23 protein-coding genes are annotated in these 24,883 nt (G+C 64.5%); 18 read left to right on the forward strand and 5 right to left on the reverse strand.

The features are described 5' to 3' along the window. Nucleotides 1-292: 292 nt before the first annotated feature. On the forward strand, nt 293-1,942 hold the full coding sequence (locus UP06_RS25750; protein WP_045006466.1) for a glycosyltransferase family 39 protein: 1,650 nt from the start codon (nt 293-295) through the stop codon (nt 1,940-1,942). A gap of 182 nt (nt 1,943-2,124) precedes the next feature. Further along, nucleotides 2,125-2,904, forward strand: coding sequence for a class II aldolase/adducin family protein (locus tag UP06_RS25755; protein WP_045006467.1), 780 nt, complete (start codon nt 2,125-2,127; stop codon nt 2,902-2,904). 326 nt (nt 2,905-3,230) lie between these two features. On the opposite strand, the gene UP06_RS25760 is transcribed toward UP06_RS25755, so the two are convergent. The 3 genes from UP06_RS25760 to UP06_RS25770 all read right to left on the reverse strand — a co-directional run bounded on the left by UP06_RS25760 (nt 3,231) and on the right by UP06_RS25770 (nt 7,772). Then, complete coding sequence (locus tag UP06_RS25760; RefSeq protein WP_045006468.1) at nt 3,231-4,625, reverse strand: M20/M25/M40 family metallo-hydrolase; 1,395 nt, start codon at nt 4,623-4,625, stop codon at nt 3,231-3,233. A 53-nt stretch (nt 4,626-4,678) separates the two neighbouring features. Further along, entirely contained in the window at nt 4,679-6,007 is a 1,329-nt protein-coding gene (locus UP06_RS25765) for a glycosyltransferase family 87 protein (RefSeq protein WP_045006469.1), read from the reverse strand. A 142-nt stretch (nt 6,008-6,149) separates the two neighbouring features. Then, nucleotides 6,150-7,772 (reverse strand): helicase HerA-like domain-containing protein, encoded by a 1,623-nt coding sequence (locus UP06_RS25770; protein ID WP_045006470.1) that lies wholly within the window; start codon nt 7,770-7,772, stop codon nt 6,150-6,152. Between the two features lie 351 nt (nt 7,773-8,123). Here UP06_RS25770 and UP06_RS25775 point away from each other — a divergent pair, with 351 nt between their 5' ends. The 16 genes from UP06_RS25775 to UP06_RS25850 all read left to right on the forward strand — a co-directional run bounded on the left by UP06_RS25775 (nt 8,124) and on the right by UP06_RS25850 (nt 21,790). Then, the gene (locus UP06_RS25775; protein WP_045006471.1) at nt 8,124-8,489 is read left to right on the forward strand and encodes a hypothetical protein; all 366 of its coding nucleotides are present in this window, start codon (nt 8,124-8,126) and stop codon (nt 8,487-8,489) included. A gap of 26 nt (nt 8,490-8,515) precedes the next feature. After that, nucleotides 8,516-8,923 carry a DUF4332 domain-containing protein gene (locus UP06_RS25780; RefSeq protein WP_045006472.1) on the forward strand — a complete coding sequence of 136 codons (408 nt, stop codon included), beginning with the start codon at nt 8,516-8,518 and terminating at the stop codon, nt 8,921-8,923. Between the two features lie 230 nt (nt 8,924-9,153). Beyond that, nucleotides 9,154-10,014 carry a dihydropteroate synthase gene (gene folP / locus UP06_RS25785; RefSeq protein ID WP_045006473.1) on the forward strand — a complete coding sequence of 287 codons (861 nt, stop codon included), beginning with the start codon at nt 9,154-9,156 and terminating at the stop codon, nt 10,012-10,014. After that, nucleotides 10,011-10,379: a dihydroneopterin aldolase gene (gene folB, locus UP06_RS25790; protein ID WP_045006474.1), complete on the forward strand. Its 369-nt coding sequence runs from the start codon at nt 10,011-10,013 to the stop codon at nt 10,377-10,379. The genes folP and folB overlap by 4 nt, the downstream gene beginning before the upstream one ends. A gap of 1 nt (nt 10,380) precedes the next feature. Beyond that, the gene (folK, locus tag UP06_RS25795; protein WP_045006475.1) at nt 10,381-10,872 is read left to right on the forward strand and encodes a 2-amino-4-hydroxy-6-hydroxymethyldihydropteridine diphosphokinase; all 492 of its coding nucleotides are present in this window, start codon (nt 10,381-10,383) and stop codon (nt 10,870-10,872) included. Nucleotides 10,873-10,953: 81 nt separating this feature from the next. Continuing rightward, nucleotides 10,954-12,825 (forward strand): methylmalonyl-CoA mutase family protein, encoded by a 1,872-nt coding sequence (locus UP06_RS25800; protein WP_045006476.1) that lies wholly within the window; start codon nt 10,954-10,956, stop codon nt 12,823-12,825. After that, nucleotides 12,822-13,286: a GFA family protein gene (locus UP06_RS25805; protein ID WP_045006477.1), complete on the forward strand. Its 465-nt coding sequence runs from the start codon at nt 12,822-12,824 to the stop codon at nt 13,284-13,286. The genes UP06_RS25800 and UP06_RS25805 overlap by 4 nt, the downstream gene beginning before the upstream one ends. A 25-nt stretch (nt 13,287-13,311) precedes the next feature. Further along, nucleotides 13,312-13,506 (forward strand): hypothetical protein, encoded by a 195-nt coding sequence (locus UP06_RS25810; protein ID WP_245305539.1) that lies wholly within the window; start codon nt 13,312-13,314, stop codon nt 13,504-13,506. After that, the gene (scpA, locus tag UP06_RS25815) at nt 13,503-15,659 is read left to right on the forward strand and encodes a methylmalonyl-CoA mutase (protein ID WP_045006478.1); all 2,157 of its coding nucleotides are present in this window, start codon (nt 13,503-13,505) and stop codon (nt 15,657-15,659) included. Before UP06_RS25810 ends, scpA begins: the two co-directional genes overlap by 4 nt. Before the next feature lie 218 nt (nt 15,660-15,877). After that, nucleotides 15,878-16,654 carry an RsiV family protein gene (locus tag UP06_RS25820; protein ID WP_045006572.1) on the forward strand — a complete coding sequence of 259 codons (777 nt, stop codon included), beginning with the start codon at nt 15,878-15,880 and terminating at the stop codon, nt 16,652-16,654. Nucleotides 16,655-16,781: 127 nt separating this feature from the next. Then, a complete protein-coding gene (locus UP06_RS25825) occupies nt 16,782-17,771 on the forward strand; it encodes a tripartite tricarboxylate transporter substrate binding protein (protein WP_045006479.1) in 990 nt (329 codons plus the stop codon). 122 nt (nt 17,772-17,893) lie between these two features. Continuing rightward, nucleotides 17,894-18,208, forward strand: coding sequence for a nucleotidyltransferase family protein (locus UP06_RS25830; protein ID WP_045006480.1), 315 nt, complete (start codon nt 17,894-17,896; stop codon nt 18,206-18,208). After that, nucleotides 18,209-18,553 (forward strand): HepT-like ribonuclease domain-containing protein, encoded by a 345-nt coding sequence (locus tag UP06_RS25835; protein WP_045006481.1) that lies wholly within the window; start codon nt 18,209-18,211, stop codon nt 18,551-18,553. A gap of 21 nt (nt 18,554-18,574) precedes the next feature. Next, nucleotides 18,575-19,561, forward strand: coding sequence for a methylmalonyl Co-A mutase-associated GTPase MeaB (meaB, locus tag UP06_RS25840; protein WP_156163234.1), 987 nt, complete (start codon nt 18,575-18,577; stop codon nt 19,559-19,561). After that, nucleotides 19,558-20,205: a pyroglutamyl-peptidase I gene (locus UP06_RS25845; RefSeq protein WP_045006483.1), complete on the forward strand. Its 648-nt coding sequence runs from the start codon at nt 19,558-19,560 to the stop codon at nt 20,203-20,205. Before meaB ends, UP06_RS25845 begins: the two co-directional genes overlap by 4 nt. Nucleotides 20,206-20,419: 214 nt before the next feature. Further along, the gene (locus tag UP06_RS25850; protein WP_045006484.1) at nt 20,420-21,790 is read left to right on the forward strand and encodes a TIGR03808 family TAT-translocated repetitive protein; all 1,371 of its coding nucleotides are present in this window, start codon (nt 20,420-20,422) and stop codon (nt 21,788-21,790) included. Nucleotides 21,791-21,912: 122 nt separating this feature from the next. Here UP06_RS25850 and UP06_RS25855 read toward each other — a convergent pair whose 3' ends face one another. After that, complete coding sequence (locus UP06_RS25855; protein ID WP_045006573.1) at nt 21,913-22,710, reverse strand: TIGR03809 family protein; 798 nt, start codon at nt 22,708-22,710, stop codon at nt 21,913-21,915. 484 nt (nt 22,711-23,194) lie between these two features. Next, nucleotides 23,195-24,877 (reverse strand): S8 family serine peptidase, encoded by a 1,683-nt coding sequence (locus UP06_RS25860; protein ID WP_045006485.1) that lies wholly within the window; start codon nt 24,875-24,877, stop codon nt 23,195-23,197. Between the last annotated feature and the right edge of the window lie 6 nt (nt 24,878-24,883).

A 24,883-nucleotide genomic window follows, 5' to 3' on the forward strand; every position in this document is an offset into this window, starting at 1 on the left:
ATCCATGCGCAACACCCGTTACGCCACGATACCGTCATACTGTGTTCCTCGCCAACGACCAATTGCCGGCGCTGTTCCTAAAGGGAAGGATATCAGGGACTTATTCACATTCCCTTCAGCTACGGCCCACTAGTTTCTAACCTGCTCTTCGGTTTCTGAATTTGCTGCGTCGCATCAGGAATTTAGCCATAATGCCCAATTACTTGGTAATGGAACTGCGCTATAGGGATTCCGGGGTACAGGTCCATGCGCACCAGCAGGGCCAAGAGGGGATTCCGGGTCACCAATAGCCATGACATCCATCACGACTTCGGCGATCGACACGCCTTTCCGGCGCTCGGTTGAACGGACTTGCGACGACATCGCCATGCTGGTGCTGGCTGCCGTCGCCGTCATCGCAGGCCTGACTTTCCGCGACTACGGGCTCGGCTGGGACGACTATACCCACGCCGAATATGCCGATTTGCTGCTGCGCTTGTTCGGTTCCGGCTTCAGGGACACCGCCGCGCTCTCGTTCGCCAACCTCTATATGTATGGCGGCGGCTTCGACATGGTCGCAGCCCTCCTGCACAAAGTGCTGCCGCTCGAGCTGTTCGAGACGCGCCGCCTGCTCGGCGCGGTCGTCGGTGTGATCGGGCTTGCCGTGACGTGGCGGCTTGGCCGCCGCATCGGCGGCCCCCTTGCCGGCCTTGCCGCGCTCTTGCTGCTCGCGCTCTGCCCGATCTTCTACGGCCACATGTTCATGAACCCGAAGGATGCGCCCTTCGCGGTGGCGATGATCATCCTGATGCTGGGCCTGGTCCGGCTTGCCGAAGAATATCCAAACCCCTCGCCGCGCACGATCCTGATCGTCGGCCTCGGCGCCGGCCTTTCGATCGGCTGCCGCATTCTCGGCGGGCTCGCGCTGGTCTACGCCATGGTCGGATTCATGCCGTTGTTCCTCGAGGAGCTGCGCACCGAGGGCGTCCGCGAGGCGGCCCGTCGTTTCGCCCATGTCGTCTACGTGCTGCTGCCTGGCCTTGCGTTCGGCTACCTCGTCATGGGCCTGATCTGGCCGTGGTCGATCATGGAGCCCGGCAATCCCTTCGAGGCCTTGACCTACTTCTCGCACTTCTTCGAGAAGCCCTGGAAGGAAATGTTCGACGGCGCGATCGTGTCCGTGCCCGACATGCCCTGGTCCTATTTGCCAACGCTGTTCGCGCTTCAGCTTCCCGAGGTGATGCTGGTGGCGATGACCGGCGCCGTGATCGGCACCTTCGCCCTGCTGCCGCGCAGCGAGGTTCCGGCCCGCCGCAAGACCATCCTCTTAATGCTCACGCTCGCTGCGACCCTGCCACTCGCGATCGCGATGGTGAAACGGCCTGCGCTCTACAACGGCATCCGCCATTTCGTCTTCGTCATCCCGCCGATGGCGGTGCTTGGCGGCGTTGCCTTCGCCTGGGCCATGGAGCGCCTGCGCGCTAATCACCGCGCCTGGCAGCCGGTCGTGCTCGCCACCTTCTGCTTCGGCCTGGCGCTGCCGCTGGCTGAGATGATCCGGCTGCATCCGTATCAATACACCCACTTCAACCATATCGCCGGCACCGTGCGCGCCGCCGACGACCGCTTCATGCTGGACTATTGGGGCCTGGCGCTGAAGCAGGCCTCCGACGAACTGCGCGAGCAGCTCGTCGAGCGCCAGGAAGTGCTGCCGCGCAATCGCAAATGGAAGGTCGCCGTGTGCGGTCCGCAGCGCCCGGCCCAGGTCGCGCTCGGCCCTGACTTCACCATCGGCTGGGATTCCAACGCCGCCGATTTCGCAATGACGCTCGGCGAGTTCTACTGCAAGGGCCTGACCGCGCCGGTGCTGGTCGAGATCAAGCGTGACGACGTAGTGTTCGCCCGCGTCTACGACATCCGCGGCCGCAGCATCTCCAGCCTGCTCTCGATCCCGGCGCCGTAAAATTCTTCCCCCCTTGTAGCCCGGATGGAGCGAAGCGAAATCCGGGACCTTGGGTGAGGCCCCCGCATTCCGCTTCGCTCCATGCGGGCTACGCTTGGCTGCTGCGATTTGACCACCTTGCCGCCAGCCTCACCCGCGACTACGCTCCCTCCCCGAAACAACGAGGTTCGGAGAGGTTTGCCATGTCACCAGCTGAAGCCCGCCTGAAGGAAGTGCCGTCGAACATGACGGAGGCCGAGTGGCAGCAACGGGTCAATCTCGCCGCCTGCTATCGCCTCGTCTCGCTGTACGGCTGGGACGATCTGGTCGACACCCACATCTCCGCACGCGTGCCCGGCCCGGACCATCACTTCCTCATCAATCCCTACGGACTGATGTTCGACGAGATCACGGCGTCGAGCCTGGTCAAGGTCGATTTGCACGGCCACCAGCTCTCCGAGAGCGAGTACAGCATCAACCCGGCCGGCTTCACCATCCATTCGGCGATCCACGAGGCGCGTGAGGATGCCATCTGCGTGCTGCATCTTCACACCCTCGACGGCACCGCGGTGTCGAGCAGCGCCGAAGGCCTGCTGCCGCTGAACCAGACCGCCCAGCTCGTCACTCACGACATCGCCTACCACGACTATGAAGGCATCGCGCTCGACCATGACGAACGGCCGCGGCTGCAGAAGGATCTCGGCGACCACAACCACATGCTGTTGCGCAACCACGGCACGCTGACGGTCGGCCGCTCGGTCGCCTCCGCCTTCGAGCGCATGTATCACCTCGAGCGCGCCTGCTCGATGCAGGTACGCACGCGCGCGCTGGGCACGCCGGTCTACCCGGTCGATGACGTCGCGATCGACAAGAACACCGAGCTGCTCGCCAACCGCGACCGCGCCGAGCTGCGCGCCACGAACCTGGTGTGGCCGCCGCTGCTGCGCAAGCTCGACCGCGAACTTCCGGGCTACCGGTCTTGAAATTTTCGGGATTTGGTGTAGGGTAGGCCTCAACATCCTCTACACGTTTCGGAATGAAACGCCGCCCAATTCCGGGCGGCGTTTTTATTTGGTGCTGTCGTGGGCGCAATCACCATCACCGTCACCCTGAGGTGCTCGCCTCTTCGGCGAGCCTCGAAGGGCGACGGCCCGGCTGCATCGGGGCCGTGCATCCTTCGAGGCTCACCGTGAAGCGCGTTGCGCTCCACGGCTCGCACCTCAGGATGACGGGATGCGCAATTCGGTCATTGCCAATCTCGTAGGGTGCGCACGGCGCGCGAAGAGCGCGCCTTTGCCCACCCACGCAATCACTTCACCTCGGCCAGCGCGGCGAGGATCCTTGCCCAGGAGCGGATGCCCTTCTGGAAGCTCCGGAGGTCGTACTTCTCGTTCGGCGAGTGGATGTTGTCGTCGTCCAGCCCGAAGCCGACCAGCAGCGAGTCGAGCCCTAGCGTGCGCTTGAAGTCGGCGACGATCGGGATCGAGGCGCCCGAGCCCATCAGCACGGTCTCCTTGCCCCACTCTTCCGTCAGCGCCTGCTTGGCGGCAGCGAGCGGCTTCATGTTCCAGTCGAGCGCGATGGCGGGCCCGGCAGAGTGGTCGCCGAACTCGACCTTGCAGTCGCCCGGAAGCCGCGCCGTCACATACTCACGGAACGCCTTGCGGATCTTCGCGGGATCCTGCCCCTCGACCAGGCGGAACGAGACTTTTGCCGAGGCATGCGACGGGATCACCGTCTTGGAGCCTTCGCCGATATAGCCGCCCCAGATGCCGTTGACGTCGCAGGTCGGACGCGTCGAGGCCTGCTCGATCAGGAGCCGCCCCTTCTCTCCCGCCGGGATCGACAGCCCGATCGGCTTGAGGAAGAAATCCGGCGTGAAGCCGAGCTTTTTCCACTGCTCGAGGATATCAGGCGGCGTATCCTTCACGCCGTCATAGAAGCCGGGAATGGTGATGCGGTTGTCGTCATCGAACAGTCCGCCGAGAATCTTGGTCAGCACCCGGATCGGGTTCATCGCGGTGCCACCGAACACGCCGGAATGCAGGTCGCGATTGGCGGCCGTGATCTTGACCTCTTCATAGAGCAGGCCGCGCAGCGACGTCGTGATCGCCGGCGTGTTGCGGTCCCACATGCCGGTGTCGCAGACCAGAACGTAATCGGCCTTGAATTCGTCCTTGTTGGCTTCAATGAACGGCACGAAATTTTTCGAGCCGACTTCCTCCTCGCCCTCGATCAGAAAGGTGATGTCGATCGGCAGCGAGCCCGTCACTGTCTTCCAGGCCCGGCAGGCCTCGACGAAAGTCATCACCTGACCCTTGTCGTCCTCGGCGCCGCGCGCAACGATGATCTTGCGGCCGTCGGCATGGTCGGTGACCGCGGGCTCGAACGGCGGACGGTGCCAGAGCTCGAGCGGGTCGACCGGCTGCACGTCGTAATGGCCATAGAAGATTACGTGCGGCCGTCCGCCCGCCTTGGTCTTGCCGACGATAGCGGGATGGCCGGCGGTCGGTCTTACTTCGGTGGCGACGCCCAGGCTCGCGATATCCTTGGCGAGATGCTCGGCCGCCGCCTTGCAATCTTTCGCAAATGCCGGATCGGCGGAAATCGACTTGATCCGCAACAGCGAGAACAGACGCTCCAGGCTGTTATCAAATTCCTTGTCGATGTGATCGAGCACGGATTGAAGCTGCGCGTTGGCCATGGTCGTATTCCCTGACTGTTGGTCTCAAGATGGCTTAGGCTTTGTCTTGAGTGTTAAGACGTCTTGGGTTTTAGCCCTGCCGCGGCGCCGGAGCTAGCCGCAACCGGCGGATGCCGGATGTGCCAGCCGAGGCTACCTGCGAGGATCGCCGTGGCGACGAGGTTATTGCCCCAGGCCTGGATGACATTGGGAAACGGCGGCAGTGACAACAGCATGAGAATGCCAGCGGCGCCGAGCGCAAGCCAGGTTCCAAGCCGCACATTCGGCCGCTCGTCAAAGGCGGCCCGATGCATCAGCACCGTCATCGGCAGGAACAGCCACATGAAATAGTATTGCCGCGCCAACGGCGAGGCCACCGTCATCAGGCAGAACAGGATGCCGAGCTCCTCGGCATCCGACCGCGCCGTTCGCCGCGCTCGCTGTGGCATCACCGCGACGAAGCCGAGCCCGAGCAACGCCGACACCGCGAGCACGATCCAGTTCGCCGTCTTGTAGTCGACGTCGATGACATTCATCGTGCGCGGCGGCTTGTCGGGATCTTCCTGATTGTAGTTGAGCGGCCGGACCAGCCGGTGCGTCACGGCAATGATGGACTGGTTGACCCACGACCAGTTCTGCTCGTCGCGCTGGCCAAAGCCCTTTTCCGAGCTCGACCCGATCATGCCCTGGTACCAGGTCTTGAGCTCGGCCGCGTTGCGCTCGAACCCGCGAATGGGCGCCGGCACGACGTAGAGAAGGATGCCGATGAAGGCGAGCATGCTGACGACAGCGGCCCACTGCCGCCGCCAGATCAGATAGGGCAGCACCGCGATGGGAAACACCTTGATGGCGGTGGCGAGTGCGAACATGAAGCCTGCAAGCCAGGATCGCCGATGCTGCATGCCCCAGAAGCCGTAGAGCATCATCGCCAGCAGGACGAGGTTCGGCTGGCCGAGATCGAACATGTCGAACACGAAGGTCACGGTGACCAGCGCCGGCAGCGCTTCCAGCCAGGGGCCGGGCTTGCGGTCCGATCCGGTCATGGCATTGGAGAGGATCCCCGTGTACCACCACGCTACCACATTCAGGATCGACAGCACGATGTAGAGCGGGATCTTGCCGAACCAGCTCGGGATCGCCAGCAGGATCGCGGGCAGCGGCGGATAGATGAATCCGAACTGGTAGTGGATGTCGCTGGGATAGAGCGCGCCGCCATGCAGCACCTGCTGCCCGGCCCAATACCACAGCGCATAATCCTTGGTCTTGCCGCGGCCGAAGATCTCGGGACCGAGGACGTCGGCGGTGAGGATGACGCAGCAGAGCAGGAAGAGCAGATCGAGCGGCGCGCTGAGCGATGGGAGGCGGAGCGCGCGCGGTTTGTCTGATAGATCCGGTGATGTCACATTATGTCCCGTCGGAAACACATAGCACGTAGCAGACCGACCGACACTTGGAGAGTCCCCCTCACCCGAATTTGTACCTGGCAGACAAACTCCAACCCGCGCAACCGGAGCGGACCGGCAGCCAGCAATCCGGTCGTTCTGCCTACCTTCGCAGCAGTCCGCCGAGCGCGCCGCGGACGAGCGCGCGGCCGACCGAGCCGCCAAGCTGGCCACCGACCGACTTGCCGAGATCGGCCACGACGCCGCCGACCACCTTGCCGGTCACCGTGCGCGTCACGTCGCGCGCGATGCGCTGGCCGGTCGTCAGCCGATTACGTCCGGTGTTGGTGCCGAAAATGGTGCCGACGATCGAGCCGATCTGGCCGAGGATGCCGCCACCGCTTCCACCTGCCGGACCATCGGCCGGCGCCGCCGTGCCGGCGATGCGCTTCTGGATGATCTCGTAGGCGGACTCGGCATCGATCGCGGTGTCGTATTTGCCCTTCACCGGGCTCGCATCCATGATCGCCTTGCGCTCCTCCGGCGTGATCGGCCCGATCCGGGCCGATGGCGGGCGGATCATCACCCGCTCGACCATCGCCGGCGTGCCGTTGCCTTCGAGGAAGGACACCAGTGCCTCGCCCTTGCCGAGCTCCATGATCACCTTGCCGGTGTCGAGCTTCGGGTTGGGCCGGAAGGTCTGGGCCGCAGCGGCGACCGCCTTCTGGTCGCGCGGGGTGAAGGCGCGCAATGCGTGTTGCACCCGGTTGCCCATCTGGCCGAGCACGCGGTCGGGCACGTCGATCGGATTTTGGGTGACGAAATAAACGCCGACGCCCTTGGATCTGATCAGGCGAACCACCTGCTCGATCTTGTCCATCAGCGCTTTCGGCGCATCGTTGAACAACAGATGCGCCTCGTCGAAGAAGAACACCAATTTTGGCTTGGGCGGGTCGCCGGCCTCGGGCAGCTCTTCGAACAATTCTGACAGCATCCACAGCAGGAACGTCGCGTAAAGCCGCGGGCTCTGCATCAGCTTTTCGGCGACGAGGATGTTGACCATGCCGCGGCCGTCGCGATCGGTCCTCATGAAATCCTTCAGCGTCAGCGCCGGCTCGCCGAAGAACTTTGTGCCGCCCTGGTTCTCCAGCACCAGGAGCTGGCGCTGGATGGTGCCGACCGTGGCCTTGGTGACGTTGCCAAAACCCTGGGCCGCCTTGCGGATCGGTGCGAGCGGATCCTCTTCCGCATCCGGCCCCTTCTTGCTGGTATCGGGGACGATCGCGTCTAGCAGCGCCCGCAGGTCCTTCATGTCGATCAGGGCAAGACCGTTGTCATCGGCGACGCGGAAGGCGACGTTGAGCACACCTTCCTGCACATCGTTCAGATCGAGCATGCGCGCCAGCAGCAGCGGCCCCATCTCGGTGACGGTGGCTCGCACCGGATGACCCTGTTCGCCGAACACGTCCCAAAACACCGTCGAGAACTGGTCGGGCTGGAATGTCAGCCCCATCTCGGTTGCACGCTTGACGATGAAATCCTTGGCCTCCCCCACCTCCGAGATGCCAGAGAGGTCGCCCTTGATGTCAGCGGCGAACACCGGAACACCGGCGCGCGCAAATCCTTCCGCCATGACTTGCAGCGACACCGTCTTGCCTGTTCCGGTCGCGCCGGTGACGAGGCCGTGGCGATTGGCGAGCGCCAGCGTCAGCCAGGCCTGCTCGTCTCCCTTGCCGACGAATATCTTGTCGTCGGTATCGCCGAGCTTGTTGTCCTGTGCCGTCATCACTCTCTCTATTCTATTCTGTCCGCTTGTTTCGCTTATTGAAACTCAAGCTCACCAGTTCCGTAGTTTAACGCATGTCGCAAGCCGATTGAAACCATTCAAGGCGCTCCGACATGCGACATTGTCGGAGAATGCCAGCGCGGCATCCGCCGAAAGTCGGAGCGATACATTCGCACCGCGGCAATTTTTCGTTGATTCCTTCTCCGCTCTTGCATCGCTGCAACACTTTCTGCGCGATTGAAGATGAATCGCGACGTCGCATGCGTTCATCGCTTGTATTTCACATCGCACCGGCTCAAGATCATTTTTCGCAAATAATCCGGCATGTGATCGGGCTGAGGGGCAGGCCATATGGACGAGCTGATCGGGCGGCTGGCGACAAACGCCAGCATAGATAGTGCTGTCGCTGAAAAGACCGTCGGCATTATCCTGGGCTTCCTCCGCAGCGAAGGCCCGTCCGACAGCGTGCAGGCCCTGATCGAACAGATCCCCGGTGCAGAAGCAGCAATCGAGGCGTCCAGCAGCAGCGGCGGACTGTCGCGGCTGATGGGCGGCGGACTGATGGCCGTCGGCACGCGCCTGATGGGCCTGGGACTCGGCATGTCCGACATTCAAACGATCGCCCGTGAACTTTTTCGCTTCGGCCGAGACAAAATCGGAGCGGATCAGATGGGCAAGATCATCGCGGGGACGCCGGGCCTCAGCCAGTTCGCCTGAGGCTCCCGCATTTCACATTGAGTATCATGACATATCCGATCTCCGAGATTGAGGGCCTGCCGGCCTTTGCCGCCAGCAAGTTGAAGGCGCAGGGTATCCGCACCACTGATGGGTTGCTGGAGGCCGCCAGCACCGCCAAGGGTCGCAAGACGCTGTCGGCCAAGACCGGCATCAGCGAGCAGCTGCTGCTGGAGTGGGCCAACGTCTCCGACTACATGCGCATTCCCGGCATGGGCCGGGCGAAGGTCGGCCTGGTCCGCGCCGCCGGCGTCACCACCGTGCGCGAGCTCTCCTATCGAAATCCGGCAAGGCTTGCCCAGAGCATGCGGGAGGCGAACGAGAGGAAGCGGCTGGTCCGCATCCTGCCCTCGGAGAAGTCGGTCGGCGACATCATCGCCAAGGCGAAGAAGCTGCCGCCGAAGATTACGTATTAGGCGTCTCTCTCGGCTTACGACCTGCAGCGTTAGCTCTCGATGTCATACCCCGCGAAAGCGGGGTATCCAGTACGCCGCGGCTCCTCCGTATTGCAGCGCTGTCTCTGGAATACTGGATTGCCCGCTTTCGCGGGCAATGACAGCGAGGGTGTGCGACGCCGCGCCCGAACGCTAGCAACCCGCCCCATCCCGTCTTGACTCCCCCTCCCCGACCGCGCAAAGCCACGCGCATGAACGCCTCGCCCTCTCCATCCGTCCCGCCGGCCGGCTCGGCCGGGCCTGACGTGCTGCGGACGCTGCTGGAGCGGCCTGTCCCGGCGGTGATGGGCGTGCTCAACGTCACCCCGGACTCCTTTTCCGACGGCGGCGAGTTCATCGCGCCGGACCAGGCGCTGGTGCGGGCGCGGTCGATGATCGCTGATGGCGTCGACATCATCGATATCGGCGCGGAATCCACCCGCCCTTACAAGGGCGCCCAGCCCGTGACAGTGCAAGGCGAGCTTGCCCGTCTGAAGCCGGTGCTGGCCGACATCGTGGCGCTCGGCGTGCCGGTGTCGATCGACAGCATGAAGGCCGAGATCGTGGCGTTCGCACTCGACCAGGGCGCTGCGATCGCCAACGACGTCTGGGGTCTGCAACGCGACGCCGCCATGGCGCCGCTGGTCGCCGCGAAGGGCGTGCCCGTCATCGTCATGCACAACCGCGACAGCGCCGATCCCGCGATCGACATCATCGCGGATATGAAAGCATTCTTCGCTCGCTCGCTCGAGATCGCAGCTCAGGCCGGCATCGCGCGCGACAAAATCGTGCTCGACCCCGGCATCGGCTTCGGCAAGACCGCCGAGCAGAGCATGATTGCGCTGGCGCGGCTGCGCGAATTCGACATGTTCGGCCTGCCGATCCTGGTCGGTGCCTCGCGCAAGCGCTTCATCGCCTCGGTGTCGCCGTCGGAGCCGAAAGAGCGGCTCGCCGGCTCGATCGCCGCGCATCTGATCGCCGCACAGCGCGGCGCAAGAATCATCCGGACCCATGACGTCGCCGAGACCTTGCAGGCCCTGCGGGTGGCGAACGCAATCGAGAGCAAGCAATGACCGATACGATCTTCGTGACCGGCCTGTCGATCCATGCCCGCCATGGCGTGATGGAGCATGAGACCGAAGTCGGCCAGCGTTTTGTCATTGATCTCGAGCTCTATACCGACCTGTCGGAGCCTTCGCGCACCGACCGACTCGCCGATACGGTGTCCTACGCCGAAGTCGTGGCGACCACGACGGCGGCGTTCAAGAACACCAACTACAAGCTGCTGGAGCGCGCGGCCGGCGCGGTGGCCGACGCCATCCTGTCGCACTTCCCGCGCATCCGTGCGGTGAAGATCACCGTGCACAAGCCGCACGCGCCGATCGCCGCGATCTTCGACGACGTCGGCATCATGCTGACGCGCTCGCGGCATCCCTGACATGGCGAGCGTCCTCATTGCACTCGGCGGCAATGTCGGCGATGTCCGCGCGACATTCCAAAAGGCGATCGCCCACATCTGCGGCATGGCGCAGGCCGCGTTGATCGCACGCTCTTCGGATTATGCGACCCCGCCCTGGGGCGATGAGGACCAGGATCCCTTCATCAATGCCTGCATCGAGATCGAGACCAGCCTCGATCCGCACGCGCTCTTGTTCGTGATGCAGAAGGTCGAGCAGAAGTTCGGCCGCACGCGGGTCAAGGAGCGGCAATGGGGGCCGCGCACGCTCGATCTCGACATGATCGCCTATGACGATATCAGCCTGCAAAAGCCCGACTTGACCCTGCCCCATCCGCGCCTGTTCGAGCGCGCCTTCGTGCTGGTGCCGCTCGCCGAAATCGCGCCGGACCGCGTGATCGGCGGCGTCCGCGTTGGTGACGGCCTCGCCAGCGTCTCGACGCAAGGCATTGAGCGGCTTCCGGATACCGGTTAACCAAAAACAACCGTTTGCAGGGACGGCCGGCCGTGGCAATTTCGCCGCCGAACAACAAGATTTTCGGGAGCCCCTCGCCGCATGACCTCCGTGACTGACGATCTGCCGCTGGCGGCCGATTTTCCCAAGGCGACGGACGCGGACTGGCGCAAGCTGGTCGATGGCGTGCTGAAGGGCGCGCCGTTCGAAAAGCTGGTCGGCAAGACCTATGACGGATTGAAGATCGACCCACTCTATCCGCGCGCCAAGGGCGTTGCGCCCGTGGTGGGTCGGCCTGCGGCAGCACCCTGGCAGATCATGCAGCGGATCGACCATCCCGATGCGGCTGCCGCGAACGCGCAAGCGCTGACGGATCTGGAGAACGGCGCGACGGGGCTTTCGCTGGTGTTCGCGGGCGGCAATGGCAGCCACGGTTTTGGCCTGGAACCGACGGCCGATGCAGTCGCAAAAGTCTTGAAGGACATTCATCTCGATGCCGGGATTGGCATCGAGCTCCAGGTCGGCCCGCAGTCGCGGATGGCGGCGATCCATGTCGCGGAATATGTGAAGAGCAACGGCATCGATCCCTCGGCCTGCAACATCCGCTTCGGACTCGATCCGCTCGCGGCCTGCGCGGTGTGGGGCCACAGCCCCTACACCTGGGACGAGATCGTTCCTGCGGTCACCGGCGGAATCAAGGGCCTCGCCGCGCTCGGCTTCAAGGGTCCGTTTGCGTCCGCCGACGGCCGCGTGATCCACGATGCCGGAGGATCGGAAGTGCAGGAGCTCGCCTTCGCGCTCGCCTGCGGCGTTGCCTATCTGCGTGCGATCGAAAGTGCGGGCGTTCCGCTGGAGCAGGCGCAAGGCATGGTCTATGCGCGGCTGTCTGCGGACGCCGACCAGTTTTTGACCATGGCAAAGTTCCGCGCACTGCGATTGTTGTGGGCGCGCGTGGAGACGGCCAGCGGGCTGACGCCAAAACCGCTGTTCATCGCCGCCGATACCGCCTGGCGCATGCTGACGCAGCGCGATCCCTATGTGAACATGCTGCGCGCGACCATGGCGACGTTCGCGGCGGGCCTCGCCGGCGCCAATGCGATCACGGTGCTGCCGCATACGCTGGCGCTTGGCCTGCCCGACCCGTTCGCGCGGCGCGCCGCACGCAACACCCAGCTCCTGCTGCTGGAAGAGAGCAACCTCGCCAAGGTCAGCGATCCCGCGGCCGGCTCCGGCGGCATCGAGACGCTGACGGCGCAGCTCTGCGACGCAGCCTGGGCGCTGTTCCAGGACAGCGAGAAAGCCGGCGGCGCCTTTGCCGCGCTTCAGCAGGGTCTGTTCCAAGGCAAGGTCGCAGCCGCGCGAAAAGCGCGCGACGCCAACATCGCCAAGCGCCGCGACGTGCTGACCGGCGCCAGCGAGTTTCCGAACCTGCATGAGCGCGAGACGGCGGTGCTGAAGGCAACGCCGATCGCGCTCGCACCTTACGGCGAGCAGAAATACAAGTTCGACGCGCTTAGCCCGATCAGGCTCGCACAGCCATTCGAGGCACTTCGCGACAAATCCGATGCGGCGCTGAAGGCACGCGGCGCGCGGCCAAAAGTGTTTTTGGCCAATCTCGGCACGCCCGCCGATTTCACCGCGCGCGCGACCTTCGCAAAGAGCTTCTTCGAGACCGGCGGCATCGCGGCCGTCGACAGCGAGGGTTTTGCCGATCCGGCCAAACTCGCCGCCGCGTTCAAGGCCTCCGGGGCCGAGCTTGCCTTCCTCTGTTCCAGCGACAAGGTCTATGCGGAACATGCTGAAGCCGCCGCGCAGGCCCTGCAAACGGCCGGAGCACGACATATCTATCTGGGAGGCCGCCCGACTGATGCCGAGGCGGCGTTGCGGGCCGCCGGCGTCACGGGTTTTGTCTTCGCCGGGGGCGATGCGCTTGCGACGTTGCAAGACGCCTACCGACGGATGGAACAGCCATGACGGACGCGAGCAAACCCGTTCTCACCGGCGGCTGCCAATGCGGCGCAGTACGCTTTGCGATTTCAGCAGCGCCGAACAAGACTTCGATCTGCCACTGCCGGATGTGCCAGAAGGCGAGCGGTGCGCCGTTCGCCTCCTTCGCCGAAATCGAGAAGGACAACTTCGCCTGGACCAAAGGCACGCCGTCCACGTTCCAGTCGTCCTCGATCGCGATGCGGGATTTCTGCGTCGCCTGCGGCACGCCCCTGAGCTTCCGCCGCATCGACGGCCCGCGCATCGAGATCATGACCGGCGCGTTCGACCGCCCCGACCGGCTGGTGCCGACGCGGCAGTACGGAACCGAGGCGCGGCTCGGATGGGTGGTCGGGATTTCCAATCTGCCGAGCCAAACCACGCAGCAGAATTACGGACCGGAGAAGATGGCGACCATCGTCAGCCATCAGCATCCGGACCATGATTGAGCACCGGCGCGTCGAGGCTGCAACTATGATAGGCTATAACATGCTGCGGGTGCTCGGAAGACTGTTGCGGATCTTGATGCAGTGGGACGTCGGACTCGCGCGGCTGATCTGGGCCGGGACTGGCGCGATGACCAAGAGCCGCATGGACGATCCAGTCTACAAGCAAAATGTGCAGAGACTGATCGAACGAAACCGCAGGTTTGAGGAATCCAAGGAATGAGCCGCATTCCCAATTTCGCCGATGTCGCCTTTGAGCGCATCGCCACCGCCGCTCCAACCGGCAGCGCCGAGCCATGGCTGACGCCCGAGGGCATTCTGGTGAAGCCCGCCTATGGCGAGGCCGACCTCGCCGGCCTGGATTTCCTCGACACATATCCCGGCATCGCGCCCTACCTGCGCGGTCCCTACCCGACCATGTATGTCAACCAACCCTGGACGGTGCGGCAATATGCCGGCTTCTCTACGGCGGAGGATTCCAACGCGTTCTACCGCCGCAACCTCGCTGCGGGCCAGAAGGGCCTCTCGGTCGCCTTCGATCTCGCCACCCATCGCGGCTATGACTCTGACCATCCGCGCGTCGGCGGCGACGTCGGCATGGCCGGCGTGGCCATCGATTCCATCTACGACATGCGCACGCTGTTTGCCGGGATTCCGCTCGACCAGATGAGTGTGTCCATGACCATGAACGGCGCTGTGCTGCCGATCCTGGCGCTGTTCGTCGCGGCCGCGGGCGAACAGGGCGTACCGCCGGAGAAACTCTCAGGGACGATTCAGAATGACATTCTGAAAGAGTTCATGGTGCGCAATACCTACATCTATCCGCCCGCGCCCTCGATGCGGATCATCTCCGACATCTTCGCCTACACCTCGCAGAAGATGCCGAAATACAACTCCATTTCCATTTCCGGCTATCACATGCAGGAAGCCGGCGCGACGCAGGATCTCGAACTCGCCTATACGCTCGCCGATGGCGTCGAATATCTCCGCGCCGGCCTTGCCGCCGGTCTCGACGTCGACCGCTTCGCGCCACGGCTGTCGTTCTTCTGGGCGATCGGCATGAACTTCTTCATGGAAGTCGCCAAGATGCGCGCGGCGCGGCTGCTGTGGGCGAAGCTGCTCAAGCCGTTCAATCCGAAGGACCCGCGCTCGCTCTCGCTGCGTACGCATTGCCAGACCTCCGGCTGGTCGCTGACCGCGCAGGATGTCTTCAACAACGTGATGCGCACCACGGTGGAGGCGATGGCCGCGACGCAAGGCCACACCCAGTCGCTGCACACGAACGCGCTCGATGAAGCGCTGGCGCTGCCGACCGACTTCTCCGCCCGCATCGCCCGCAACACCCAGCTGTTCCTTCAGCAGGAGAGCGGCACCACACGGATCATCGATCCCTGGGGCGGCTCGTATTATGTCGAACGCCTGACGCGCGATCTCGCCGCGAAGGCCTGGGGCCATATCCAGGAGGTCGAGGAGCTCGGCGGCATGGCCAAGGCGATCGAAGCCGGCGTGCCCAAGCTGCGCATCGAGGAAGCCTCCGCCAAGACGCAAGCGCGGATCGATGCCGGCAAGCAGGCGGTGATCGGCGTCAACAAGTACAAGCCGACTGACGAAGCTCCGATCGACATCCTCAAGGTCGACAACACCAATGTCCGCCGGCTCCAGATCGACAAGCTGACGCGGCTGAAGTCCGAGCGCAACCAGAAGGACGTCGATGCCGCGCTCGCCGCGCTGACGCGTTCGGCCGGCGAAGGCAACGGCAATCTGCTGGCGCTCGCCATCGACGCTGCGCGGGCGAAGGCGACCGTCGGTGAAATTTCGGACGCGATGGAAAAGGTGTTCGGCCGGCACCGCGCCGAGATCAAGTCCATCACCGGCGTTTACAAGCGGGAGGCGTCCAGCATGGGTAACCGGGTCCAGAAGGTTCAGGCGCTGATCGATGCCTTCGAGGAGGCGGAAGGCCGCCGCCCGCGCATCCTGGTCGCAAAAATCGGCCAGGACGGCCATGACCGCGGCCAGAAGGTGATTGCATCTGCCTTCGCCGATATCGGCTTCGACGTCGACATCGGGCCCCTGTTTGCCACCGCCGACGAAGCCGCTCGGCAGGCGGTCGAGAACGACGTGCACATTCTCGGCGTCTCCTCGCTTGCCGCCGCCCACCTCACCGCCGTGCCCGAATTGAAGGCTGCGCTGAAGAAGCAGGGTCGCGACGACATCATGATCATCGTCGGCGGCGTGGTGCCGCCACAGGATTACGACGCGCTCTACGCGGCCGGCGCCGAAGCGATCTTCCCGCCTGGCACGGTGATCGCGGATGCGGCCGAAGAGCTGATCCGCAAGCTGAATGCCCGGCTCGGGCATAGCGAGGCGGCGGAGTAATTCCGCCGCCGCTTCGGCCTCCCAACCATCAAACCGGCAGGCGGTTTGCCGCGACCAAACTTCACGACCCGGTGTTCGCACTGGGGCGTTCTGGGCCGGTTCATCTTGCGATCTCCATGTTGTGGCAGATGCTCGGAGACGGCTGCGCCGAAGAGAGTATGGAATTCATGGATACTAACGTGACATATCATCGTGCAAATGCGCATACGGGCCTGCTCCTGCGCACCATCGCGGCCCTGTCGGCCGTCGTTGCGATCGCCCTCGCCTCCCCTTCCCATGCCGCCGATCCCAAGCCCGACGCCGTCATCAAAAACAGGAATATCGAGGCCCGCGTCTTCTTCGACGACAAGATCAAGGCCGATGCGGCGCTGGCGGCGGATTGTCTGACTGAGGGCAAGAAATGGCTCGACAAGAACGCAGCCGATGCTGCCGCTTCGCGCAAGGAAGATCCACAGTTTTTCAAAGACGGCGGATGGGACTTTGAGCGCAAATACAGCATTCGCTCCGTCGTTGCCGACCGCTATGTCAGCCTGTTGCGCGACGACTACATGGACACTCACGGCGCGCATCCTAATTCCGACGTGAACACGATCCTGTGGGACAAGACAGAGAACAAGCGCATCTCGATCCGCCGGTTGCTCACCGAGACCGCTGACAACGACGCGACCATGAAAACGATGGTGAAGGCCGTGATCGCCTCGCTCAGAAGCGAAAAGAAGAGGCGCGACACCAGCGAGACCGCGACCGACGAATGGTTCAAGGGCGTTGAGCCGAGCCTCGTCAAGATCGGTGCGGTGACGCTCGCGCCCTCCACCGAGGCGGGAAAAAGCTCCGGCCTCACCTTCCACTATCCACCCTATGCGGTCGGCCCCTACGCCGAGGGCGGATATGTCGCCTTCGTGCCGTGGGAGACGCTGAAGCCCTACCTTACGGTGGAGGGCGCACGCATCTTCGGCGGCGCGCGGCCCAAGGGCGACGCAGACGAGGCGCAGTGATCGCCATAAGGGACGGGAGGCGTTGCTCACAGCGCCGCAGGCCTGCCGCTTGCGACATCCGCGCAAAGCCGCGTAAAATGCGGTCAGGATACAAGCCCGATTCCCGAGGGCGCCGCCGGGAACATTGATGTCAGGGATCACGCGCCGCACCTTCGCGGCCTCTTCTGTGGCTGCTGCCACTTCCGCTCTCCTCACGCCTGCGCGCGCGCAAGCCTATCCGGCGCGGCCGGTGAGCTTGATCGTGCCCTGGGGTGCGGGTGGCGGATCGGATGCAACCGCGCACATCATCGCGACTCTGCTGGAAAAGGAGCTCGGCCAACCATTCAACGTCGTCAACCGCACCGGCGGGTCCGGCGTTGTCGGCCATGCCGAGATCGCCACCGCGCCGCCGGATGGCTACACCATCGGCATGCTGACCGTGGAAATCTCGATGCTGCATTGGCAGGCTTTGACGCATCTCACGCCGCGGAATTTCACCGCGCTGGCGCTGATGAACGAAGACCCGCCGGGCATCCAGGTCTCCACGTCCTCACCCTACAAGACGGTGAAAGAGCTCGCGGATGCCATCAAGGTGGCCCCGCCGGGAAAGTTCAAGGCATCGGGCACGGGACAAGGCGGCATCTGGCATCTCGCGCTCGTCGGCTGGATGCAGGCGATGGGATTGCCGGCAAATCAGGTCTTGTGGTCATCGTCGAATGGCGCAGCACCGGCCATGCAGGATCTCGTCGCAGGCAGCCTCGATCTCACCACCTGCTCGGTGCCGGAGGCGCGGGCCACGATCGAGGCCGGTCAGGCGCGGAGCCTCGCGATCATGGCGCCGGAACGCAATCCGATCTTCCCCGACGTCCCGACGCTGAAAGAGGCGCTTGGCGTCGACTATTCCACCAGCTCATGGCGCGGCATCGCGGCGCCCAGGGGCCTGGCCCCGGACATCGCCACCAAGCTGACCGCGGCCTTGAAGAAGGTGCACGACTCCCCCGAGTTCAGGGATTTCATGGCCCGGCGCGGCTTCGGCACCGTGTGGCGCGATGCCAGCCAGTTCGCAACCTTCATGGACCAGGCCGATGCCCAGATGGGTCAAGCCATGAAGGCCGCCGGTTTTGCCAAGGCCTCGTGAGCTCGTGCTGGACGCCGAACCCGCGGCAACATCCCTTGAGGGACCCTCGCCTGCCCGCCAAGGCGTTAGTGCCGGCCCCGCTATCGCTGGGCCGGACGGCTGCCTCGTGCTAGTATCCAGCCATGACCGATGTCGCAGACGTTCCGCTCAAGACGCTTGTCGGGAAGCTCAGAGAGCTTGCTCCCGCCCTGAGGGCTGCGGGCGTCACGCGCCTGTACCTGTTTGGGTCCCGCGCGCGAGGCGACGCCCGTCCTGATAGCGATCTCGACGTCCTGATCGAGACGACCTCGCGCAAGGAAACACCACAGTTCGACTACTTCAAGGCCCTGCACCTGATCGAGGACCATGTCGGCCTTCAGGCGCAACTATCGATGCGAGATTTGCTGAAGCCGCGCATGGCAGAGCGGATCGCGGATGACCTGATCGAGGTCTTCTGAATGCCGCCGACCGTGGAAGACCGGCTGCGGGACATTCTGGAAGCCATCACCGACATCGAAATTGTCGTGAAGGGCTCCACATTCGAGCAATTCGTCTCTGAAAAAACCGCTCGGCTGGCAATCGAACGTCTTCTCGAGATCATATGCGAGGCGTCGAGATCCATCCCGGATGACGTAAAGCGCGCCGAGCCAGAGATCGACTGGCGCAAGATGATCGACTTCGGAAATCTGTTGCGTCACGCCTATCATATGACAAAAGCCGAAATCGTTTGGGACATTATTCAGGTCCACCTTCCACCATTGAAATCCTGCGCCGAAAGACACATTCGCATGTCGGGCCGCTAGCGGCTGAACGCGAAGACAATGATGACCGTTAGCAAATCCATCGACATCAAATTCCTCACCCGCGACCTCCGTGCCGGCAGTCGCGCCGCGCTGGCGCGAGCCATCACGCTGGTCGAAAGCCGGCGTGGCGACCACCAGGCGCTGGCGCGTGAGCTGGTGCAGATGCTGCTGCCCGACACCGGCAAGGCGGCGCGCGTCGGCATCACGGGTTCGCCCGGCGTCGGCAAATCCACCACCATCGATGCGCTGGGCACTTACCTGATCGAACAGGGCAACAAGGTCGCGGTGCTCGCGGTCGATCCGTCCTCGGCACGCAGCGGCGGCTCGATCCTCGGCGACAAGACGCGGATGGCGCGGCTGTCGGCCTCCGACGACGCCTTCATCCGCCCCTCGCCATCGTCAGGCACGCTCGGCGGCGTCGCCGCCAAGACGCGGGAGGCGATGCTGCTCTGCGAGGCGGCCGGCTTCGACGTCGTGCTGGTGGAAACCGTCGGCATCGGCCAGTCCGAGACCGCGGTCTGCGACATGACCGATTTCTTCCTTGCGTTGATGCTGCCGGGCGGCGGCGACGAGTTGCAAGGCATCAAGAAGGGCTTGGTCGAGCTCGCCGACATGATCGCGATCAACAAGGCCGACGGCGACAATCTCAAGCGCGCCAACATCACGGCCGCGGACTATCGCGGCGCGCTGCACATTTTGACGCCGCGCTCAGAGCACTGGCATCCGCCGGTCGAGACCTATTCGGCACTGACCGGCGACGGCATCGCAAAGCTCTGGCAGAAAATCCTCGATCACCGCAAGGCGATGAACGCGTCCGGCGAGTTCGCCGCGCGGCGGCGCGAGCAGCAGGTGAAATGGATGTGGTCGATGCTGGAGCAGCGGATGCTGGCGCGGCTGCGCAGCGAGGCCTCGGTGCGGACGAAGGTCCGGAAGATCGAGGCCGAAGTGGCGGACGGCCATCTCACGCCGGCGCTCGCCGCCGAGCAGATTCTGGAGTTGCTGCAATGAGCGAGAAGCTTCGCATTCTCCTCACCGGCTTCGGGCCGTTTCCCGGCGCGCCGTATAATCCGACCCAGCCGCTGGTCGCACGGCTGATGCGGCTGCGCCGGCCGGGGCTCGATGATGTCGAGATCGCGAGCCACATCTTCCCGGTGACCTATGCCGCGGTCGACCGGCAATTGCCGGAGGTCATTGCGAAGGTAAAGCCTGATGCACTGCTGATGTTCGGTCTCGCGGCGCGGACCTCCTACCTGCGCATCGAGACCCGCGCGCGCAACGCGGTCACGATGCTCTGGCCGGACGCCGCCAACACCCGCTCGAGCAAGCGCGGCATCGCTGGCAATGCCGACGCGATGATGTTCGGTCAGCACACCGCACGGTTGCTGCGCGCCGCGCGCCTCACCGGCATCGACGCGCGGTCGTCGCGCGATGCCGGCGCCTATCTCTGCAATTATCTGAGCTGGCGCGCGATCGAGAACGTGAAGGCGGGCGGGCCGCAACTTGCGGCGTTCATCCACATTCCCCTGCTCGCGCGAAGTGGCGCGGTACGCCGCAAGGGCGCGCCGCGCATCACGCTGGAGGAACTGGTGGATGCCGGCGAAGCGATGCTGATGGAGATGGTGCAATTGGCACGAAAGGCGCGCGTTTCGTAGGGTGGGCAAAGGCGCCCTTGCGCCGTGCCCACCATGCAACGACATACGCAGCGATAAGGGTGGGCACGCTACGCTTTGCCCACCCTACGGCACCTCCGCTTGCGTAAACATTTAACCCTACTACGAACAATCCTCGCGGCCCCGGCCGCCCCGCCCCGTTTCTGCGCTACCTAATCCGCGCGGACACGTCCCGCGTCCGCCGCAAGGACGCGCCATGAACCTCAACCGCCGTCATCTCATCGGAGCTTCGACCGCAGGCATCGCCGGCGCGCTGGCCATGCCGGCCGACGCCGCGCGCGCGGCGCCGCTGACGTCGCTGCTTGGCCGCGATGCGACCCAGTTTGGCGTGCGGCCCGGCAGCAGCGAGGACCAGACGCGCCTGCTCCAGCGCGCCATCGACGAGGCCGCGCGGGCGCAGATGCCGCTGGCGCTGCCGCCCGGAATCTACCGCAGCGGATTGCTGCGGCTTCCGAATGGTGCGCAACTGATCGGCGTGCGCGGCGCGACCAAGTTCATTTTCACCGGCGGCGCCTCCGCGATCCAGAGTGATGGTTCGGACTCGATCGGCATCGCCGGCATCACCTTTGATGGTGGCGGCATTCCGCTGCCGACACGGCGCGGACTGATCCACGTGCTCGGCGGGCGCGACGTCCGCATCAATGATTGCGAGATCACGGGGTCCGGCGGCAGCGGCATCTGGCTCGAGCAGGTGTCCGGCGACATCTCAGGCAACATCTTTACCAACATCGCGGCGACGGCCGTGGTCTCGTTCGATGCCAGGGGTCTCAGCGTCGCGCGCAACACCATTATCGGGACCAACGACAACGGCATCGAGATCCTTCGCACGGGGATCGGCGATGACGGCACGCTGGTCGCCGACAACCGCATCGAGGACATCAAGGCCGGTCCCGGCGGCTCCGGCCAGTATGGCAACGCCATCAACGCGTTCCGCGCCGGCAACGTCATCGTGCGCGGCAATCGCATCAGGAATTGCGATTATTCCGCGGTGCGCGGCAACTCGGCCTCCAACATCCACATTACCGGCAACAGCGTCAGCGACGTGCGCGAGGTCGCGCTCTATTCGGAGTTTGCGTTCGAGGCCGCCGTGATCGCCAACAACATTGTGGACGGCGCTGCGGTCGGCGTCTCCGTCTGCAATTTCAACGAAGGCGGCCGTATTGCGGTGGTCCAGGGCAACATCATCCGCAATCTGATCCCGAAGCGGCCGATCGGCACCGCGCCGGACGATGATGCCGGCGTCGGGATCTATATCGAGGCGGATTCATCGGTGACCGGCAACGTGATCGAGAATGCGCCCTCCTACGGCATCGTCGCCGGCTGGGGCAAATATCTGCGCGACGTCGTGATCTCCGGCAACGTGATCCGCAAGGCGCTGGCCGGCGTCGGCGTCTCCGTGGTGCCGGGCGCGGGGACAGCACTCGTCAACAACAACATGATCTCCGAGACCCCGCGCGGCGCCGTGGTGGGGCTGGAGCATGCACGTGCCGTGACGTCCGATCTGTCGGCGGACGGCGCACAGAGGTTCGCGCAGGTGGTGGTCAGCGGAAATGCGGTGCGGCAGTAGGCGCGCGGTTGGCAGACGGGCCATTCATCCTTCGAGGCTCGCCCCGCGGTGCTGCGCACCGCAGAGCTCGCGCCTCAGGATGACGGGGTTGGAGAAGGCTACTATCCTCTCGAACAATCCTCTCAGAACGCGTTGCGCAGCAGCGGGTACTTCGCTTCCAGGCCGTCGAGGCTGAAGGTGAATTCGACGACGCGCTCGGGGGCTGCGACGATTTCGGCGGCCGGCGGGGCGAACTGAGGCAGGAGCGTTGCCATCGTGGCTGGCGTGGTCAGTGGTGGCCTCACAGCGGGTGCGGCGAGTGGCGCCATTGCAGCGGACGCGGCAATCGGTGGCCTTACAGCAGGCGCGGTGGACGCTGCCATTGCAACGGGCGCGGCGGCCGGCGGCCTCACCGCAGGTGCGGTTAGCGGTGCCTTCGCAGCGGGAGCCTTGAGCGGTGCGACAGCGGCAGGCGCGGTGAACAATGCCACAGTAGCAGGCGCCGCAAGCGGTGCGGTCGGGGCAAGCGGGGCTTCCGTCACCTCGGCCAGTACATCCGGCTTGGGATCGAGCCTGACCGGCACGGCCGTCTCGGGCTGGATGTGAACGGCCTTGGGCTGCAAGGTCTGCGGCTTCTCTCGCGGGGCGGGACGCGACAGGGTCGCCGGCGACCAGCCGAACGCGGTGGTCACGCTCGCGGCAGCCGCGGCGACGTCCTCGCCGGTCGCGATGGCGCGCCAGGTCTGGACCGCGCGTTTGGCTTCCTGGATGTTTTCGAGGAATGCGATCTCGGAATGGTAGCGGCGCCAGCGTCCGGTCTCGAACATTTCGGAAAGATGTTCCAGCCGCTGCTCGGCGAGAGCGCACCAGCGCACCGCAATGGCGGGGTCGCAAGCCGCGGCGCGCACAGACGCGCGAACAGACTCTTGGCGATGTGTCATGAACCAGCCCGTGAGGAGAAAAATACGGACGCGGGGACGCAACGCACACGAATCAATTTAGACGCGACATGAATATTTTGTGGAAAAGTTTCGACTTGTCCAGCAACGACACGGCTTTCGTCGCAAAAGTCCGTAGTCGTGCGGAGTTTTAAGGGGTTTTGGAGTCAAGCTCCGCACAAGCATAGCGCGCCTGCGGCGCCGGGGCCGAGCGGTGGCGGTGAGCCAGCCGCAATCTCTCAACCGGAAGCTGATGTCATACGGCGCTTCAAGAAATCAGACCCCCAAAAAGAAAAGACCCGTCCGGGGGGACAACCGGACGGGTCGAGCCATATGGGCGCTTGGGGTGGATGGGCGCTCGCGCCTAATATGACTGATGGGGAGGGATAACCGCTCCCACATATTTAGGTCGTTGGCAGCGGGCTGAACGTTCAACGCGGCGTTCGATTTTTTAACCTTCGCGCCGCGCGCAATCTTGTCGCAGCCGCTATCGCGTCGCCGGCCTATCCACCTGAGAAATCGTGGCTTTATCGTCCGCGCTCGACAGCGAAGGTTGGTCGATTGCGCGGATGCCTGGGTCGTCGCGACGCTTCTCGACATCTTCACGTTTTGTTGTACCGGACACAGCCGCAACCGGCGTCGCGCTGTCGGCCGGAACAGCCATGACTGCGGCAAAAGCATCGGCCTCGCCGTCGCCGAAGAGATCATCACGCCCGGGTGAACCGAGGTCGCGCGCGGTCTTCGCCAACGTCATGCGCAGCGCTTCCGGCTTCAGGGCATAGTTGCGGTCGAGGAGCAGCGCCGCGACGCCGGAGACATAGGCCGCCGAGAACGAGGTGCCCGACGTCATCTGGTATTTGCCGTCCGGCGCCGGCAGGAAGATGTCGACGCCGGGTGCGGCCAGCGCAATGTAATTGCCGCGGTTGGAGGCGGTGAACAGTCTGTCCTGCTGGTCGGTGGCGCTGACGGCGATCACGTTGGGATTGGCGGCGGGATAGAGCGGCGGCGATTTCGCGCCGGCATTGCCGGCCGCCGCAATCAGCACCAGGCCGCGCGCCGCGGTCGCCGCGATGGCGCGCTCGATCACCGCGTCCTTCGGACCGGCAAAGCTCATATTGACGATCTGCGCGCCGTGCTCGGCGGCGTAGTTCAGCGACCGCAGGATGATATAGGACGAGCTCTCGGCGCCGCCCGTGGTGCCGCCGAAGGCACGAATGGCGATGATGCGCGCTTCCGGCGCGCTGCCCATCAGCCGGGCATGCGCGACGATGGCCCCCGCAATGCCGGTGCCGTGGACATGCGGTCCCTCGGTGCTGCCGAGCGCGTCGAAAGTGTCGGCGATGGAATTGGCGAGCTCGGGATGTTTGGCGTCGATCCCGGAATCGATCACCGCAACCGTGACATTGGCGCCATGCGCCAGCGTGTGCGCTTGCGGCAGGCGGAGCTTTGCCAGCACATATTGCGCGGGGTCGCCCTCGGTCGGAACCGCCGACTTCTGGTCTTGGAGCACGTAGCGGAAGTTTTGCTGGAGCGAGCGCACGCTGCCGTCGGCGGCGAACTCGCGCCGCACCGTCTCATACGGCCGACCGTCGGTGATGCGGAACAGGCCGATCGTGGCCCCGATCAGCGGGAAATTCTCGGATGCAATGCGCGTAAGGCCGTGGCGGCGTGCAAGCTCATCGGCTTCGGTCAGCGACAGCGCGCTGTCGATCTCGGCCACGAATTCATTGGCGAAGCTGCGCAGGTTTACGGCGACCGGCGTGTTGTTGCGGCGTCCATTACCGGCGCTCTTCTTGGCCGATTTGCCGGAGCCGTCACCGCTCGCGTTCGGCTGCGCCAGGCACTCGCCGTCGGCGTCGCGATAGGCCGCGGTGCAGGCCGGATAGAGGTTCGGCGAGTAGTGCGCATAGGGCAGCACGGAGGTCGGCGCCATCCGTGCCGAGATCCGAGTGGTGGTGACCACACGCGGACCGCGATCGACGCTCACGGCCCTTGCCGCCACGCTCGGAGAGATCGTCGGCGTGCGCGAGGGTAGGCTGATGGTGGGCGTGCGCATGATCGCCTGGGCGTGGGCGACCTCGATACCGAGACAGGCGGCAAGCAGGAGCACCGCTCCGACCGACGAAGCATAGGCCCCGGCTCGCAACTTACTCTCGGACTTGCGCGTCATTGGTTC

Origin of the sequence: Bradyrhizobium sp. LTSP857 (assembly GCF_000938285.1) — a bacterium.
Classification (GTDB): Bacteria; Pseudomonadota; Alphaproteobacteria; order Rhizobiales; family Xanthobacteraceae; genus Bradyrhizobium.

What these genes read in the sequence shown, in the direction of transcription:
- UP06_RS25780 (WP_045006472.1), top strand. Translation starts at nt 8,516, where the DNA reads ATGACATATCCGATCTCCGAGATTGAGGGCCTGCCGGCCTTTGCCGCC.
- folP (WP_045006473.1), top strand. Translation starts at nt 9,154, where the DNA reads ATGAACGCCTCGCCCTCTCCATCCGTCCCGCCGGCCGGCTCGGCCGGG.
- UP06_RS25750 (WP_045006466.1), top strand. Translation starts at nt 293, where the DNA reads ATGACATCCATCACGACTTCGGCGATCGACACGCCTTTCCGGCGCTCG.
- UP06_RS25845 (WP_045006483.1), top strand. Translation starts at nt 19,558, where the DNA reads ATGAGCGAGAAGCTTCGCATTCTCCTCACCGGCTTCGGGCCGTTTCCC.
- UP06_RS25810 (WP_245305539.1), top strand. Translation starts at nt 13,312, where the DNA reads ATGATAGGCTATAACATGCTGCGGGTGCTCGGAAGACTGTTGCGGATC.
- UP06_RS25755 (WP_045006467.1), top strand. Translation starts at nt 2,125, where the DNA reads ATGTCACCAGCTGAAGCCCGCCTGAAGGAAGTGCCGTCGAACATGACG.
- UP06_RS25800 (WP_045006476.1), top strand. Translation starts at nt 10,954, where the DNA reads ATGACCTCCGTGACTGACGATCTGCCGCTGGCGGCCGATTTTCCCAAG.
- UP06_RS25770 (WP_045006470.1), bottom strand. Translation starts at nt 7,772, where the DNA reads ATGACGGCACAGGACAACAAGCTCGGCGATACCGACGACAAGATATTC.
- UP06_RS25835 (WP_045006481.1), top strand. Translation starts at nt 18,209, where the DNA reads ATGCCGCCGACCGTGGAAGACCGGCTGCGGGACATTCTGGAAGCCATC.
- folB (WP_045006474.1), top strand. Translation starts at nt 10,011, where the DNA reads ATGACCGATACGATCTTCGTGACCGGCCTGTCGATCCATGCCCGCCAT.
- UP06_RS25760 (WP_045006468.1), bottom strand. Translation starts at nt 4,625, where the DNA reads ATGGCCAACGCGCAGCTTCAATCCGTGCTCGATCACATCGACAAGGAA.
- UP06_RS25830 (WP_045006480.1), top strand. Translation starts at nt 17,894, where the DNA reads ATGACCGATGTCGCAGACGTTCCGCTCAAGACGCTTGTCGGGAAGCTC.
- UP06_RS25850 (WP_045006484.1), top strand. Translation starts at nt 20,420, where the DNA reads ATGAACCTCAACCGCCGTCATCTCATCGGAGCTTCGACCGCAGGCATC.
- UP06_RS25775 (WP_045006471.1), top strand. Translation starts at nt 8,124, where the DNA reads ATGGACGAGCTGATCGGGCGGCTGGCGACAAACGCCAGCATAGATAGT.
- UP06_RS25805 (WP_045006477.1), top strand. Translation starts at nt 12,822, where the DNA reads ATGACGGACGCGAGCAAACCCGTTCTCACCGGCGGCTGCCAATGCGGC.
- UP06_RS25855 (WP_045006573.1), bottom strand. Translation starts at nt 22,710, where the DNA reads ATGACACATCGCCAAGAGTCTGTTCGCGCGTCTGTGCGCGCCGCGGCT.
- UP06_RS25825 (WP_045006479.1), top strand. Translation starts at nt 16,782, where the DNA reads ATGTCAGGGATCACGCGCCGCACCTTCGCGGCCTCTTCTGTGGCTGCT.
- UP06_RS25860 (WP_045006485.1), bottom strand. Translation starts at nt 24,877, where the DNA reads ATGACGCGCAAGTCCGAGAGTAAGTTGCGAGCCGGGGCCTATGCTTCG.
- scpA (WP_045006478.1), top strand. Translation starts at nt 13,503, where the DNA reads ATGAGCCGCATTCCCAATTTCGCCGATGTCGCCTTTGAGCGCATCGCC.
- folK (WP_045006475.1), top strand. Translation starts at nt 10,381, where the DNA reads ATGGCGAGCGTCCTCATTGCACTCGGCGGCAATGTCGGCGATGTCCGC.
- meaB (WP_156163234.1), top strand. Translation starts at nt 18,575, where the DNA reads ATGACCGTTAGCAAATCCATCGACATCAAATTCCTCACCCGCGACCTC.